Here is a 15,389-nt window from a genome sequence, read left to right on the forward strand (position 1 = left end):
GCCGACTCCCTGCCATGACCGAAACCACCCGCCTGTCCAAGCGCCTCGCCGAACTGCTGCCCTGCTCCCGCCGCGAGGCCGAACTGTACATCGAGGGAGGCTGGGTCACGGTGGATGGCCAACCCGTCGACGAGCCGCATTTCCGCGTCGCCGAGCAGCGCGTCGAGCTGCTGCCCGGGGCCATCCCGGCGCCGATCCCGCCGGCCACCCTGCTGCTGTACAAGCCGGCCGGCCACTCCGCCGAGCAGGCCCTGGGCCTGCTGGTGGCGGCCAATCGCTGGGAAGCCGACAGCGCCGAGCAACGCCCGCTGAGCAAGCACTTCGCCCGCCAGCAGAGCACCACGCCGCTGGACGACCAGGCCAGCGGGCTGCTGGTGTTCACCCAGAACTACGGCGTGCTGCACCGCCTGCAGGACGACGCGGCGACCATCGAGCACGAGTACCTGGTGGAAGTCGCCGGCAGCCTCGATGACGCCGGCCTGGCGCGCCTGCGCCACGGCCTGCTGTACCAGGGCCGGCCGCTGCCGGCGCTGAAGGTCAGCTGGCAGAACGAGACGCGCCTGCGCTTCGCCGGCAAGGGCTTCCGCCCCGGGCAGATCGCCGACATGTGCCGCCAGGTCGGCCTGAAGGTCGTGGGCATCCGCCGCCTGCGCCTGGGCGGCGTGTCCATGGGCAAGATGGAACCGGGGCAGTGGCGCTACCTGCTGCCCAACGAGCGCTTCTGACAGCTTCTACAGCGGCTGGGCCAGGCCCCTGAGCACGGTCTTGAAGGTCTCTACCTGCTCGCTGCTGAAGCGCGAGAAGACCTTGGCCTGCTGTTCCTCGGCGATGCTCCACAGCGTCTCGGCCTGGTCGATGCCGGCGGCGGTCAGCGCGCAGCCGTCCTCGCCCACCTGCAGCAGGCCCTTGCGTTCGAGGTTGGCGCGGGCCTCCTCGATCTCCCGCAGCGGCATCGCCACCAGTTGCTGCAGCGCCGTGGTGTCCAGGGCGGCGTCCTTCTCCATCACCATCAACATGCGCGCCTCGCTGGTGCGCAGGCCGCTGGCCAGCTGCCGCGGCTGGTAGTCGGCCTGGTAGCAGCGCAGCGCCTGGGTCATCAGGTAGTAGAGGTTGTGGTTCAGGCGGCCCTGGAAGGCGGTGCGCGGCACCCCGGCCTGGGCCTCGCGCAGGCGCGGGTGCGGCAGCACGCTGGAGTACACGCCCTGGTGGTAGAGCAGCGGCGCGCGGCCCAGGTCGTCGAAGGCCAGCACGCGGCCGATGAGGATCCAGTGGTCGCCGCCGTCGAGCTTCTGCTGCAGTTCGCACTGGAAGCGCGCCGCGCAGTCCGGCAGCAGCGGTGCGCCGCCGGCGCCCTGCTCGCAGGCCACGCCGGCGAACTTGTCGGCGCTGGGCCGGGCGAACTGGTTGGACAGGTCGATCTGGTCGGCGGCCAGCACGTTCACCGCGTAGTGGCTGGCCTTGTCGAACACCGCCAGGCTGGTGGCGCGCTTGTCGATGCTCCAGAGCACCAGCGGCGGGTCGAGGGATACCGAGTTGAAGCTGTTGGCGGTCATGCCGACGCGCTCGCCGTCGGCGGCCGCGGTCATCACGGTGACGCCGGTGGCGAAGTTGCCCAGGGCACGGCGGAAGGCACGCGGGTCCAGGCCCGCTTCATTGTTCTGGTTCATGGCGGTTCCTCCGCGCCGGCGCGGGGCCGGCGGGATTGAAGAAAGTCGTTGCGATACTTTGTAGGAGCGAGGGGGACGCCTAGTTCTTGCTCGCGAACGGATTCCGCAGCGGGGTCGGTTCGCGAGCAAGCTCGCTCCTACGAAGAGCAGGCTGGGCGTGGTGGCTCAGACCATGCTCGGGTCCGGCTCCAGGCCCATCAGCTCGCGGCCGAGAATCTGCGCGCAGACGTCGTAGTCGGTGTAGGCGTGGGCGCCGGTCATGTGCGAGTCGCGGAACAGCCGCTGCATCTCGTTGCTCTCGAACCAGGCGGTGCCGCCGGCGGCCTCGAACAGGCGGTCCACGGCCTGGATGCACATCTTCACCGCGTAGGCCTGGTTGGTGCGCCAGAAGGCCAGGGTCTCGCGGCTGGGGTATTCGTGGCGCTCGCCGTGCTCGGCGTGGTCCTGCCAGGTCTTCTCGAGGAAGGCGCGGGCGGCGGCCACCTGGTGGGTGGACTCGGCCAGGCGCATCAGCGCCGGGGTGGCGGTGCCGACGCTGGCGCCGGTGTAGGCGCGCACGCGGTTGCGCGTCTTCTCCTTGAAGGCTTCCAGCATGCGCTCGGCGATGCCCAGGCCGATGGAGGCGAAGCCGCTGGCGAAGTACGGGCGGTACGGGGTGTAGAAGATCTTGCTGTAGGGGTACAGGCCGAAGCCGGCGGAGCGGCCTTCCATCATGTCCTTGGCCGCCTGGATGCGGTGGTTGGGCACGAAGGCGTCCTTCACCACCAGGGTCTTGGTGCCGCTGCCCTTCATGCCGGCGGCGTACCAGTCGTCGCGAATCTCGTAGTCGCTGCGCGGCAGCACGGCGAAGCAGTACACCTGCTCGCCCTCGGCGTTCTGCCGGCGGCAGCCGAGGATGGCCCATTCGGCGTGGTCGCTGCCGCTGCTCCAGCCCATCTCGCCGTTGAACAGGATGCCGCCCTCGACCTCCTGGATGCGCCCGAACGGCGCGATGCTGCTGCTGGCGGTGGCATCGGGGTTCTCGCCCCAGACCTCGTCCTGCAGTTGCTTGGAGAACATCGCCAGCTGGTGGCTGTGGGTGCACAGCAGGCTGAAGGCCCAGGCGGTGCTGGCGCAGGCGCCGGCCAGGGCGACCACGCAGTCGGCGAACTCGGGCAGGGAGATTTCCATGCCGCCGTAGCACTTGGGCTGGAAGGCGCGGTGCATGCCGATGCCCTTGAGCAGGGCGATGTTCTCGGCGGGCGCGGTGCGCGCCTGTTCGGCCTTGGCGGCGTTGGCGGCAATGGCGGGCAGGACGGATTTCAGGTCTTCGAGCAGGGGGTTTGGCTTTTTCATCTTGGCGGCCCTTGATTGTTATTGGAGGCGCGCCGCCGTCGCGAAGTGCTTGGCGACGGGCGGCAGGGCTCTCGTGGCGAGAGTGGCAGGGCCGATTATGGGAGCCGCCCGGCAACGCCTTGAATGCAACTTCCGCGGACTCGATTGCACTTTTCATGGGATTTAGCGGCCCCTGGAAGCGGCGAAATCGGCGCCGGGCCAGGCGCCGCGCGGCTTTCGTTAACATCTGAACGTTCTGACGGAATTTTTCCGTTATCATGACGCCCTTCCCTCATTCGCCCTCCGCCCGAGCGAGCCGCCGATGTCCGCTTCCCGTTCCTGGCCGAACAGCCTGCGCGCGCTGCGCCACCGCAACTTCCGCCTGTACTTCGCCGGCCATGCGGTCTCCACCCTGGGCACCTGGGTCCAGCAGGTGGCGCTGGCCTGGCTGGTCTACCGGCTGACCGGCTCGGCGGCGCTGCTGGGCATCACCAGTTGCGTGGCGCTGCTGCCGCAGCTGTTCATCGGCCCCCTGGCCGGAGCCTGGATCGACCGCCACGACAAGCGCCGCCTGCTGCTCGCCAGCCAGAGCCTGATGGCCCTGCAGGCCGCGGCCCTGGCCGGGCTGACCGCCAGCGGGCTGATCACCCCGGCGCTGATCGTCGGCATGTCGGCGCTGCTCGGCGTGCTCAGCGCCTTCGACACGCCGCTGCGGCAGTCGCTGCTCAGCCGCTTCGTCGACGACCGCGCCGACCTGCCCAACGCCCTGGCGCTGAACGCCTCGCTGTTCACCTGCTCGCGCTTCGTCGGCCCGCCGCTGGCCGGGCTGCTGCTGGGGCTGACCAGCGAAAGCCTGTGCTTTGCCCTCAACGCCCTGTCCTACCTGGCGCTGGTGGCCGGCCTGCTGCGGGTGCGCCTGGCGCCGGGGGTGCGCGCCAGCGGCAGCATGGGCAGCGTGTTCCGCGAGGGCCTGGACTACGCCCTGCGCACCCCGAGCGTGCGCCGGCTGATGCTCGGCGTGCTGCTGGTCAACCTCACCGCCTCCAGCTACGCGGCGCTGCTGCCGGTGTTCGCCCGCGACGTCTTCGCCGGCGATGCGCGCACCCTCGGCTGGCTGTGGGGCGCGGCCGGCTTCGGCTCGCTGCTGTCGAGCCTGTTCCTGGCCCAGCACCAGGACCCGGCGCGGCTGCCGCGGATCATCCTGCTCTCCGCCCTGGCCAGCGCCGGCGCGCTGCTGGCGTTCGCCCTCAGCCGCGATCTGCCGCTGTCGCTGGCGGCCATGGCGGTGCTGGGTTTCGGCGTCACGGTGAACAACGTCGGCACCAACATCGTCATCCAGAGCAGCGCGCCGGAAGCGCTGCGCGGCCGCGTGGTGTCGATCTACACCGCCACCCGCTTCGGCTTCGACGCCATCGGCGGCCTGATCGCCGGGCTGCTGGCGGCGCGCTACGGCGGCCCCTGGGCGATGGCCGCGGCCGGCGCCCTGCTGCTGGCCTACTGCGCCTGGCAGGGCCTGCGCCGCCCGGCGCGGACGGAACAGCAGCCGGCCTAGCTCAGGCCGCTTCCGCCAGGGGCTGCGGGGCGTGCCGGCGGGCCAGGAGGAAGGCCAGCAGGCAGCCGATGCCGGCGCCGCCGACCACCAGGCACATCGGCCATGGGCTGCCATCGGAAAGCGCGCCGACCAGCGCGCTGCACGCCGTGCCCAGGGCGAACTGCCCGGTCACCGCCAGCCCGGCGGCGGCCCCGGCCTCGCGCGGGAACAGCGCCAGCAGGCTGGCCACGCAGTTGGCGCCGAGCAGGCCGGTGACGCTGACGTAGAGCAGCACGCCCAGCACCAGCGCCGGCAACCCGCCCCAGCCGGTGAAGCCGCAGACCAACAGCAGCAGCCCCGACAGCGCAGCCACGGCAGCGCCGCAGGCGAGCATCCGCTGCGGCCCGAACCGCCCCACCAGGCGCGCATTGAGGCTGGTGGCCAGGATGATGCCGGCGATGTTCAGGCTGAACAGCCAGGCATAGGCCTGCGAGGACACGCCGAAATGCTCGATGTAGACGAAGGGCGAGGCGGTGATGAAGGCGAACATGCCGCCGAACGAAAGGCCCATGCACAGCATGTAGCCCAGCGCCCTGGGCTGCAGGAGGATGCGCCCGTAGGCGCGGAACACCTGCGCCACCGACTGCCCACGCTGCGCCGCCGGCAGGCTCTCGGGAATCCGCCACAGCGCCGTGAGCAGGCACAGCGCGGCAAAGGCGAAGAGCACGGCGAACACCGCGCGCCAACCGGCGGCCTGGGCCAGCAGGCTGCCCAGCAGCGGCGCCACCAGGGTGGCGAGCATGGTCACCAGGTGCATCAGCGAAAGCACCCGCGCCGACTGCTGCAGGGGGAACAGGTCGCGCACTATGGCCCGCGCCAGCACCGAGGCCGCTGCCCCGCCCAGGGCCTGGAAGAAACGCCAGGCGACCAGCGCCGAAGCCGTGCCGGCGAACAGGCAGCCGAGGGTGGCCAGCAGGTACAAGCAGATGCCGCCCAGCAGCAGGCGCCGACGGCCGAAGCGGTCCGACAGCGGCCCGTAGAACAGCATGCCCAGGCACAGGCCGGCGAGGAACAGGCTGATGGTCAGTTGCACCTCGCTGGCACCGGCAGCCAGGTCGGCGGCGATCAGCGGCAGGCTGGGGAGGTAGGTGTCGATGGACAGGGGCGCGAAGGCAACCAGCGCGGCCAGGGGCAGGATCAGGCGCTGGGGGTGGGCTGGGGTGGGCATGGGAGGGTCCGGGTGAGAGCGGAGTATAAAGTTAACAAGTTAACCAAAAGACCGGAAGCCACGGGTTTTCTGTCGGGGCAACGGAATGCCTTTCGTAGGAGCGAGCTTGCTCGCGAACGGGGTTCGTCGGTGGCTATGGGGGGCTGGGTTTGAGAGCGCCCTCTCCCTAACCCTCTCCCTGAAGGGAGAGGGGACCGTTGGGCAGACGCTGCTGCTCTGGAGTCAGCCGGCTAGCACTGGGATCGCCGGCTGACTCCAGGCCTCCTCTCGGCACGGACAAGCCCCCTCTCCCTTCAGGGAGAGGGCTGGGGAGAGGGTTACGGACTTCGATTACGCTCCGTTGCCGAACCTGACACCGCTGTTCGCGAGCAAGCTCGCTCCTACGAAAAGCCAGCAGCAGCAGCACCCACCTACCGCCAGGCTTCTTCCTTGTCACCCGCCCTACGCTGCCGGTACTCCCCCGGCGCCATCCCGGCGTTGCGGGCGAAGAAGCGGCTGAAGTAGGCCGGGTCCTTGAACCCCAGCTGGTAGCAGATCTCGTTCACCGAGCTGCCGCTGAACAGCAGCAGGCGCCGCGCCTCCTGCATCAGCCGTTCGTGGACCAGGCGCTTGGACGGCAGCCCGGCGACGCGCCGGCAGATGTCGTTCAGCCGCGCCTCGGTCACGCCGATGCGCTCGGCGTAGGCCGTCAGCGGCCAGTGCTCGGGGTAGTGCTGCTCGATCAGCTGGTTGAAGCGCTGGAACAGGCGCAGGTCCTCGCGGCGCATCGGCTGCGCCTTGAGCGAACGCGCCGACAGGCGCAGCAGGCTGACGAAGATCAGCCGCACCAGGTCGGCCAGGGCCAGCTCGCGGCCGGGGCGTTCGCCGCGGAATTCCTCGCGCAGCAACTCGAACAGGCCGTCCACCCGCGCCACCTCGCCGGCGAAGGTCTCGTCCAGTTGATCGAAGGCCACGCACACCGGGCCGATGTCCGGCCCGGCGGCCAGGCCCTGTTCCGGCGCCAGCAGCGGCCAGAGCAGTTGCTGGCGCACGGTCAGCACGTGGCCGTCGGCGTCGTTCTCGGTGACGAAGGCGTGGGGGATGGTCGGCGGGGTGAGGAAGAACAGCGGGCCCTGGCGGTGGTAGAGCTGCTCGTCGAGGTACACGCGCACCGAGCCGCTTTTGACGTAGTGCACCTGGAAGAAGCGGTCGTGGCGGTGCACCGGCATGTTGCGGCCGAAGAAGTCGGCCAGCTTGCCCAACTCCTCGTAGTGCACCTCGGAATCGCTGTAGCGCAGGTCGTAGACCTGGCCGATGTCGATGTTGGGGATGGGCGCGCGGGCCATGGGGTTACCTGCCTGTGGGACTGTAGGAGCGAGCTAGAACCAGGCGTCCCCCTCGCTCCTACACGAAGAGCCTCAGGGCTTGATCTTCTTCAGCTCGTCCAGCAGCCCCAGCAATTGCTGCAGCTTGTCCTCGCCGAACTGTTCGAGGATACGCCGGTAGTTGTTCTCCATGTCGCCGCTCATGGCCACGAAGCACTGCTGGCCCTTCTCGCTCAGGCACACCAGCACGCGGCGCTGGTCGTGCTCGGACTTCCAGCGGCGCACCAGGCCGTCGCGCTCCATGCGCGCCAGCACGCCGGTCATGCTCGGCTTGAGGATGCAGGCCTGCTGCGCCAGCTGGTAGATCTCCATCTCGCCCTGCTGGCGGAGGATGCGCACGATGCGCCATTGCTGCTCGGTCAGGTCGTGCTGGTTGAGCGAGGGGCGGAAGAAAGCCATGGCGGCCTCGCGGGCCTGCAGCAGGGTGAGGGTCAGGGACGGACGCGGCGTGGACATGTAGATGGGCTACTCGACTGAAAATAGGAAAGATTTTAACCAGCATAGCCCCTGCATAGGCAAACCCTGCGACGACCCGCGCGGCGCCCTGGCAGCGTCGGTCAAGGCCATGGCAGCGCCGGACAATCCCCACGCCGGCACGCCTGCTCCAATGCCCGTAGCGAAACCAGGCCCGATGGACGAGGCTTGACCATAGTTAACATATTAACTATAACGCTAAGATGTTAACGATACCTGGGTATCCACGGCCCGGGTGAAGCAGGAGAACGAAGCCATGCGTCGCGCTATCAGCGAAGCCGCAACGGGCACCCTGTTCGGCGTCGCGCTGAACTACCAGGGCCTGTTGCACAGCCGGCTGGAGGAATTCCAGCAGCCGCCCTACCAGAAGCCGCCGGTCAAGCCGGTGCTGTTCATCAAGACGCCGAACACCCGCAACGGCGACGGCCAGGCGGTGGTCTTCCCCGCCGGCGTCGAGCGCCTGCAGCCGGGCCCGGCCCTGGGCGTGGTGCTCGGCCGCGACGCCAGCCGCGTCAGCGAGGACGAGGCCATGGCCTATGTGGCCGGCTACGTCATCGTCAACGAGTTCAGCCTGCCGGAAGACAGCTACTACCGCCCGGCGGTCAAGGCCAAGTGCCGCGACGGCTTCTGCCCGCTGGGCAGCGAAGTGGTCGGCCGCGACGAGATCGCCGACCCGCACGCCCTGCCGCTGCGCCTGCTGGTCAACGGCGAAGTGCGCCAGCAGAACAGCACCGCCAACCTGGTGCGCAGCATTCCCAAACTGATCGCCGAGATCAGCGAGTTCATGACCCTGCACGCCGGCGACGTGCTCATCACCGGCACCCCCGAGGGCCGCGTCGACGTGCAGCCGGGCGACGAGGTGGTGGTGGAGATCGAAGGTCTCGGCCGCCTGGTCAATCACGTCGTGGCGGAGGAAGCCTGAGATGAAACACGCACGCATCCGCTACCAGGGCGAAATCCACGCAGTGACCGTGGAAGCCGACAACGCCGTGCGCCTGGCCGATGGCCGCCTGCTCGGCGAGCACGAGGTGCAGTGGCTGCCGCCGGCCGAAGGGAGCATGTTCGCCCTCGGCCTGAACTACGCCGACCACGCCGCCGAACTGGCCTTCAAGGCGCCCACCGAGCCGCTGGCGTTCATCAAGTCCAGGGGCACCTACACCGGCCACAACCAGGTCACCTGGCGCCCGGACAACGTCGCCTACATGCACTATGAGTGCGAGCTGGTGGCGGTGATCGGCAAGCCGGCGCGCAACGTCAGGCGCGAGGACGCCCTCGCCTACCTGGCCGGCTACACCGTGTGCAACGACTACGCCATCCGCGACTACCTGGAAAACTACTACCGCCCCAACCTGCGGGTGAAGAACCGCGACGCCACCACCCCGGTCGGCCCCTGGATAGTCGACGCCACCGACGTGGCCGACCCGTCGAAGCTGAAGCTGCGCACCTGGGTCAACGGCGAGCTGAAGCAGGAAGGCACCACCGCGGACATGATCTTCGACATCCCCTACCTGATCGAATACTTCTCCAGCTTCATGACCCTGCAGCCGGGCGACATGATCGCCACCGGCACGCCGGAAGGCCTGGCCGACGTGGTGCCGGGCGATGAAGTGGTGGTGGAAGTGGAAGGCGTCGGCCGCCTGGTCAACCGCATCGTCAGCGAGGCCGAGTTCTTCGCGAACCGCGCCCGTTCCTAATCGAGACAGAGATACAAGCATGATCAAGCACTGGATCAACGGCCGCGAGGTCGAGAGCAAAGAAGTCTTCCAGACCATCAACCCGGCCACCACCGAAGTGATCGCCGAGGTCGCCAGCGGCGGCGCCGAGGAAATCGCCATGGCCGTTGCCGCGGCCAGGGAAGCCTTCCCGAAATGGGCCAACACCCCGGCCAGGGAACGCGCCAAGCTGATGCGCAAGCTGGGCGAGCTGATCGATGCGAACGTGCCCAACCTCGCCGAGCTGGAAACCCTCGACACCGGCCTGCCGATCCACCAGACGCGCAACGTGCTGATCCCGCGCGCCTCGCACAACTTCGAGTTCTTCGCCGAGGTCTGCACGCGCATGGACGGCCACAGCTACCCGGTGGACGACCAGATGCTCAACTACACCCTGTACCAGCCGGTGGGGGTGTGCGGCCTGGTCTCGCCGTGGAACGTGCCGTTCATGACCGCCACCTGGAAGACCGCGCCCTGCCTAGCCCTGGGCAACACCGCGGTGCTGAAGATGAGCGAACTGTCGCCCTTGACCGCCAACGAGCTGGGCCGCCTGGCCCTGGAAGCCGGCATCCCGCCGGGCGTGCTCAACGTGGTGCAGGGCTATGGCGCCACCGCCGGCGACGCCCTGGTGCGCCACCCCGACGTGCGCGCCATCTCCTTCACCGGCGGCACCGCCACCGGCCGGAAGATCATGCAGACCGCCGGCCTGAAGAAGTACTCCATGGAGCTGGGCGGCAAGTCGCCGGTGCTGATCTTCGACGACGCCGACCTGGACCGCGCCCTGGACGCCGCGCTCTTCACCATCTTCTCGCTGAACGGTGAGCGCTGCACCGCCGGCAGCCGTATCTTCATCCAGGAGAGCGTGTACGAGCGTTTCGTCGAAGAGTTCGCCGCCCGCGCCAAGCGCCTGATCGTCGGCGACCCGCAGGATGCGAAGACCCAGGTCGGCTCGATGATCACCCAGCAGCACTACGACAAGGTCACCGGCTACATCCGCATCGGCATGGAAGAAGGCGCGCGCCTGGTCGCCGGCGGCCTGGAGCGCCCGGCCAACCTGCCGGCGCACCTGGCCCGCGGGCAGTTCGTGCAGCCCACGGTGTTCGCCGACGTGGACAACCGCATGCGCATCGCCCAGGAAGAAATCTTCGGCCCGGTGGTCTGCCTGCTGAAGTTCAAGGACGAGGCCGAGGCCCTGCGCCTGGCCAACGACACCGAATACGGCCTGGCCTCCTACATCTGGACCCAGGACATCGGCAAGGCCCACCGCCTGGCGCGCGGCATCGAGGCCGGCATGGTATTCATCAACAGCCAGAACGTGCGCGACCTGCGCCAGCCGTTCGGCGGGGTGAAGGGCTCGGGCACCGGCCGCGAGGGCGGCGAGTACAGCTTCGAGGTCTTCGCCGAGATCAAGAACGTGTGCATTTCCATGGGCAGCCACCACATCCCCCGCTGGGGCGTGTAAAAAGGCGGCCCGATGAGAGCGGCCGCCCAGGCCGCCTGCATCGCCGGCGTGCAGCCACAATCACAAGAATCCGGGCGCCCCAGCGCAGGCGCCCCGCACCAGGAGAACCACCATGGGCAAACTCGCTCTGGCTGCCAAGATCACCCACGTTCCCTCGCTGTACCTCTCCGAACTGCCCGGCCCGCGCCAGGGTTGCCGCCAGGCGGCGATCGACGGCCACAAGGAAATCGGCCGCCGCTGCCGTGAGCTGGGGGTGGACACCATCGTGGTGTTCGACACCCACTGGCTGGTCAACGCCGGCTACCACATCAACTGCGCGCCGCACTTCCAGGGGCTGTACACCAGCAACGAGCTGCCGCACTTCATCGCCAACATGGAGTACGAGTTCCCCGGCAACCCGGAGCTGGGGCGCATCCTCGCCGAGGGCTGCAACGCCATGGACGTGGACGTGCTGGCCCACGACGCCACCACCCTCGGCCCGGAGTACGGCACCCTGGTGCCGATGCGCTACATGAACGCCGACCGGCACTTCAAGGTGGTCTCGGTCTCGGCGCTGTGCACCGTGCACTACCTCAACGACAGCGCGCGCCTGGGCTGGGCCATGCGCAAGGCGGTGGAAGAGCACTACGACGGCACCGTGGCCTTCCTCGCCAGCGGCTCGCTGACCCACCGCTTCGCCCAGAACGGCCAGGCTCCGGAATTCGCCGACAAGGTCTGGAGCCCCTTCCTGGAAACCCTCGACCACGAGGTGGTGCGGATGTGGCAGCGCGGCGACTGGCAGGCCTTCTGCGGCATGCTCCCGGAGTACGCGGCCAAGGGCCACGGCGAAGGCTTCATGCACGACACCGCCATGCTCCTCGGCGCGCTGGGCTGGTCGGACTATGACGGCAAGGCCGAGGTGGTCACGCCCTACTTCGGCTCCTCCGGCACCGGGCAGATCAACGCCCTGTTCCCGGTCACCCCGCAGGACGGTTCGGCGATCCCCGCCGCCCAGGCCTCCAACCCCGCCGGCAACCCGTCCGCCAGCCGCCTCTGAGGAGCCCGCCATGCCGCACTTCATCGCCGAGTACACGCACAACATCGAAGCCGAGGCCGACCTGCCCGGCCTGTTCGAGAAGGTCCACGCCTGCCTCGGCGCGAGCGGGGTGTTCCCGCTCGGCGGCATCCGCAGCCGCGCCGTGCGCCTGGACACCTGGCGCATGGCCGACGGCGCGCACGACTACGCCTTCGTCCACATGAGCCTGAAGGTGGGCGCCGGGCGCGACCTGGCCACCCGCAGGCAGGTCGCCGACGCGCTGTTCGAGGTGATCAAGGCGCACTTCGCCGACCTCCAGGCGCGCCGGCTGCTGGCGTTGTCCTTCGAGATGAGCGAGCTGAACGCCGAGCTCAACTACAAGCAGAACAACGTCCACGCCTTCCTCAACGGCCAGGCGGGCTGAAGCCCGCCGCGCCCCCGGCCACTCGCAGAACAAAGACAAGACCATGAGCACCGCCACCCTATCCTCCGCCACCCTGCCCGCCGGCAGCGACGCCACCCACGCCCGCGTGGTCTGGCGCCTGATGCCGCTGCTGCTGATCTGCTACGTCTTCGCCCACCTGGACCGCATCAACATCGGCTTCGCCAAGCTGCAGATGAGCGCCGACCTGCACTTCAGCGACACCGTCTACGGCCTGGGCGCCGGGCTGTTCTTCGTCGCCTACGCGCTGTTCGGCGTGCCCAGCAACCTGATGCTGGAGCGCGTCGGCCCGCGCCGCTGGATCGCCTTCCTGATGGTCACCTGGGGCCTGCTGTCCACCGCCATGCTACTGGTGCAGAGCGCGGCCGGCTTCTACAGCCTGCGCCTGCTGCTGGGGGTGGCCGAGGCCGGCTTCTTCCCCGGCATCCTGGTCTACATCAACCGCTGGTTCCCGGCGCGCCGCCGCGCCGGCGTCACCGCGCTGTTCGCCATCGCCGTGCCCATGGCCGGGGTGATCGGCGGGCCGCTGTCCGGCGGCATCCTCGAGGGCTTCCACGACTTCCTCGGGCTGCGCGGCTGGCAGTGGATGTTCCTCGCCGAGGGCCTGCCAGTGGTGCTGCTCGGCCTGCTGGTCTGGCGCCGCCTGCCGGAGAGCTTCGAACGCGTGACCTGGCTCAGCGACGAGCAGAAGGCCGGCCTGCGCGAAGAGATGCAGGGCGAGGAACAGCGCAAGCAGATCACCTCCCTCGCCGGCATCTTCCGCGACCGTCAGGTCTGGCTGCTGGTGGCCATCTACTTCGCGGTGATGCTGGCGGTGAACACCCTGGCGTTCTGGATGCCCAGCCTGATCCACGGCGCCGGCATCGGCTCCGACGGCCGCGTCGGCCTGCTCAGCGCCCTGCCGTACCTCGCCGGCTGCGTGTTCATGATCGCCCTGGGGCGCTCCTCCGACCGCCGCCGCGAGCGCCGCTGGCACCTCGCCGTGCCGCTGCTGCTGGCCGCCGCCGGCCTGGCCCTGACGGGCCTCGCGCCAGGCAGCGCGTGGCTGGTGCTGGCCGGGCTGGTGCTCGCCGGCATGGGCGCCAGCGCCGCGCTGCCGATGTTCTGGCAACTGCCGCCGGCCTTCCTCGCCGACCGCGCCCAGGCCGCCGGCATCGCCCTGATCAGCTCCTTCGGCAGCATCGCCGCCTTCGCCGCGCCCTACTTCATCGGCTGGATGCGCGACACCACCCACAGCTCCAGCCTGGCCCTGTACCTGCTGGCCATCCTCATCGCCCTCGGCGCCGCCCTGGTCCTGCGCACCCCGGCCGCCGTGGTCAACCCCCGCTAAAGAGATATCGCCATGCTCGACTCCAGCCTCATCCAGGAAGCCGCCGCCCGCCTCGACGCCGCCGAGCGTTCGCGCCAGCAGGTGCGGCAGTTCTCCCTCGACTACCCGGACATCGCCATCGAGGACGCCTACGCCATCCAGCGCGCCTGGGTGGCTCAGAAGATAGCCAATGGCCGCGTGCTCAAGGGCCACAAGATCGGCCTGACCTCGCGGGCCATGCAGGTCTCGTCGAACATCACCGAGCCGGACTACGGCGCCCTGCTGGACGACATGTTCTTCGACGAAGGCAGCGACATCCCCTTCGAGCGCTTCATCGTGCCGCGGGTGGAAGTAGAGCTGGCGTTCATCCTCGGCAAGCCGCTGAAGGGGCCGAACGTCACCCTGTTCGACGTGCTGGAGGCCACCGAGTGGGTGATCCCGGCGCTGGAGATCATCGACGCGCGCATCCAGCAGGTGGACCCGCAGACCAAGGTCACCCGCAAGGTCTTCGACACCATCTCCGACAACGCCGCCAACGCCGGCGTGGTCATGGGCGGCCGCGCGGTGCGCCCGACCGAGATCGACCTGCGCCGCGTGCCGGCGATCCTCTACCGCAACGGCGTGATCGAGGAATCCGGCGTCTCCGCCGCGGTGCTCAACCACCCGGCCAAGGGCGTGGCCTGGCTGGCCAACAAGCTGGCCCCCTACGACGTCACCCTGGAACCCGGCCAGGTGATCCTCGGCGGCTCCTTCACCCGCCCGGTGGCGGCGGCGCCCGGCGATACCTTCCACGTCGATTACGATCAGCTCGGCAGTATTTCTTGCCGGTTTGGATGAGTTTGAGCTGGAAGTTGGAAGCTGGAAGCCTGAAGCTGGAAGTCAGAGCGGCTCCGGCTTCTAGCTTCTAGCTTCTAGCTTCCAGCTTCAGCCTTCCACCAAGGACCTCCCATGCCCCCCCCCTTCAATACCTTCAAACAACGCCTGCAATCCGGCGAAGCCCAGATCGGCCTCTGGCTCGGCCTGGCCGATCCCTACTGCGCCGAGCTGGCGGCCAACGCCGGCTTCGACTGGCTGCTGATCGACGGCGAGCACGCGCCCAACGACCTGCGCAGCCTGCTCGGCCAGTTGCAGGCGGTGGCGCCCTACCCGGTGCAGCCGATCATCCGTCCGGTGGTCGGCGACACGGCGCTGATCAAGCAACTGCTCGACATAGGCGCGCAGACGCTGCTGGTGCCCATGGTGGATTCCGCCGAGCAGGCCCGTGAGCTGGTGCGCGCCATGCGCTACCCGCCGTTCGGCGTGCGCGGCGTGGGCAGCGCCCTGGCCCGGGCCTCGCGCTGGAACAGCATCCCCGGCTACCTCGACGAGGCCGACGCGCAGATGTGCCTGCTGGTGCAGGTGGAGAACCTCGAAGGCCTGGCCAACCTCGACGCCATCGCCGCGGTGGACGGCGTCGACGGCGTGTTCATCGGCCCAGCCGACCTCAGCGCGGCCATGGGCCAGCGCGGCAACCCCGGGCACCCGGAAGTGCAGGCCGCCATCGAAGACGCCATCGCCCGTATCCAGCGCGCCGGCAAGGCCGCCGGCATCCTCAGCGCCGACGAGAAGCTGGCGCGGCGCTACCTGGAGCTGGGCGCGAAGTTCGTCGCCGTGGGCGTGGACACCAGCCTGCTGATGCGCTCGCTGCGCGAACTGGCCGGCAAGTTCAAGGGCGGCGCCCAGCCCCAGGCCCCGTCCGCCCCCTCGGTGTACTGAGGCCCCCGCCGCCCGCCAGGCCCGCGCGGGAAGGCGCGGCTGGCGGGCGGCGCCCAGGCAAGGATTTTCCTGGCCCTTGCAAAGCCCCGCCCCCTTTCGGTCATGATCCGCCCCGC

General features: G+C 69.1%; 15 protein-coding genes. 10 read left to right on the forward strand and 5 right to left on the reverse strand.

Features of this window, described 5'->3' with window-relative positions:
* Window positions 1–14: 14 nt before the first annotated feature.
* The gene (locus IG194_RS04280; RefSeq protein ID WP_058490549.1) at window positions 15–725 is read left to right on the forward strand and encodes an rRNA pseudouridine synthase; all 711 of its coding nucleotides are present in this window, start codon (window positions 15–17) and stop codon (window positions 723–725) included.
* Between the two features lie 6 nt (window positions 726–731).
* On the opposite strand, the gene IG194_RS04285 is transcribed toward IG194_RS04280, so the two are convergent.
* Together IG194_RS04285 and IG194_RS04290 are read right to left on the reverse strand one after the other, a co-directional pair.
* Window positions 732–1,667 carry a p-hydroxyphenylacetate 3-hydroxylase reductase component gene (locus tag IG194_RS04285; RefSeq protein ID WP_058490551.1) on the reverse strand — a complete coding sequence of 312 codons (936 nt, stop codon included), beginning with the start codon at window positions 1,665–1,667 and terminating at the stop codon, window positions 732–734.
* Window positions 1,668–1,832: 165 nt separating this feature from the next.
* Window positions 1,833–3,002, reverse strand: a complete 1,170-nt coding sequence (locus IG194_RS04290) for a p-hydroxyphenylacetate 3-hydroxylase oxygenase component (RefSeq protein WP_009621689.1) — start codon at window positions 3,000–3,002, stop codon at window positions 1,833–1,835.
* Between the two features lie 301 nt (window positions 3,003–3,303).
* Between IG194_RS04290 and IG194_RS04295 the strand changes: the two genes are divergently transcribed.
* Window positions 3,304–4,533 carry an MFS transporter gene (locus tag IG194_RS04295; RefSeq protein WP_058490553.1) on the forward strand — a complete coding sequence of 410 codons (1,230 nt, stop codon included), beginning with the start codon at window positions 3,304–3,306 and terminating at the stop codon, window positions 4,531–4,533.
* Window position 4,534: 1 nt separating this feature from the next.
* Here the strand turns inward: IG194_RS04295 and IG194_RS04300 are convergent, their stop codons facing one another.
* The 3 genes from IG194_RS04300 to hpaR all read right to left on the reverse strand — a co-directional run bounded on the left by IG194_RS04300 (window position 4,535) and on the right by hpaR (window position 7,560).
* Window positions 4,535–5,740: a Bcr/CflA family multidrug efflux MFS transporter gene (locus tag IG194_RS04300; RefSeq protein WP_058490555.1), complete on the reverse strand. Its 1,206-nt coding sequence runs from the start codon at window positions 5,738–5,740 to the stop codon at window positions 4,535–4,537.
* Between the two features lie 410 nt (window positions 5,741–6,150).
* Window positions 6,151–7,065, reverse strand: a complete 915-nt coding sequence (gene hpaA, locus IG194_RS04305; RefSeq protein ID WP_009621686.1) for a 4-hydroxyphenylacetate catabolism regulatory protein HpaA — start codon at window positions 7,063–7,065, stop codon at window positions 6,151–6,153.
* A 72-nt stretch (window positions 7,066–7,137) separates the two neighbouring features.
* A complete protein-coding gene (hpaR, locus tag IG194_RS04310; RefSeq protein WP_043270783.1) occupies window positions 7,138–7,560 on the reverse strand; it encodes a homoprotocatechuate degradation operon regulator HpaR in 423 nt (140 codons plus the stop codon).
* A 274-nt stretch (window positions 7,561–7,834) separates the two neighbouring features.
* Between hpaR and IG194_RS04315 the strand changes: the two genes are divergently transcribed.
* From IG194_RS04315 to hpaI, 8 genes are all read left to right on the forward strand, one after another.
* Window positions 7,835–8,500, forward strand: coding sequence for a fumarylacetoacetate hydrolase family protein (locus IG194_RS04315; protein ID WP_058491065.1), 666 nt, complete (start codon window positions 7,835–7,837; stop codon window positions 8,498–8,500).
* Between the two features lies 1 nt (window position 8,501).
* On the forward strand, window positions 8,502–9,272 hold the full coding sequence (locus IG194_RS04320) for a fumarylacetoacetate hydrolase family protein (protein WP_058490557.1): 771 nt from the start codon (window positions 8,502–8,504) through the stop codon (window positions 9,270–9,272).
* A 19-nt stretch (window positions 9,273–9,291) separates the two neighbouring features.
* Window positions 9,292–10,752, forward strand: a complete 1,461-nt coding sequence (hpaE, locus tag IG194_RS04325; protein WP_058490559.1) for a 5-carboxymethyl-2-hydroxymuconate semialdehyde dehydrogenase — start codon at window positions 9,292–9,294, stop codon at window positions 10,750–10,752.
* Window positions 10,753–10,864: 112 nt separating this feature from the next.
* Complete coding sequence (gene hpaD / locus IG194_RS04330) at window positions 10,865–11,788, forward strand: 3,4-dihydroxyphenylacetate 2,3-dioxygenase (RefSeq protein WP_058490561.1); 924 nt, start codon at window positions 10,865–10,867, stop codon at window positions 11,786–11,788.
* Between the two features lie 10 nt (window positions 11,789–11,798).
* Window positions 11,799–12,191, forward strand: coding sequence for a 5-carboxymethyl-2-hydroxymuconate Delta-isomerase (locus IG194_RS04335; protein WP_043270789.1), 393 nt, complete (start codon window positions 11,799–11,801; stop codon window positions 12,189–12,191).
* Between the two features lie 43 nt (window positions 12,192–12,234).
* On the forward strand, window positions 12,235–13,539 hold the full coding sequence (locus IG194_RS04340; RefSeq protein ID WP_058490563.1) for an MFS transporter: 1,305 nt from the start codon (window positions 12,235–12,237) through the stop codon (window positions 13,537–13,539).
* A gap of 12 nt (window positions 13,540–13,551) precedes the next feature.
* Window positions 13,552–14,355, forward strand: a complete 804-nt coding sequence (gene hpaH / locus IG194_RS04345) for a 2-oxo-hept-4-ene-1,7-dioate hydratase (RefSeq protein WP_009621671.1) — start codon at window positions 13,552–13,554, stop codon at window positions 14,353–14,355.
* Window positions 14,356–14,466: 111 nt separating this feature from the next.
* A complete protein-coding gene (hpaI, locus tag IG194_RS04350; RefSeq protein WP_058073131.1) occupies window positions 14,467–15,273 on the forward strand; it encodes a 4-hydroxy-2-oxoheptanedioate aldolase in 807 nt (268 codons plus the stop codon).
* Window positions 15,274–15,389: the final 116 nt, after the last annotated feature.

It is taken from the genome of Pseudomonas sp. ADPe (assembly GCF_014843515.1).
GTDB lineage: Bacteria > Pseudomonadota > Gammaproteobacteria > Pseudomonadales > Pseudomonadaceae > Pseudomonas > Pseudomonas citronellolis.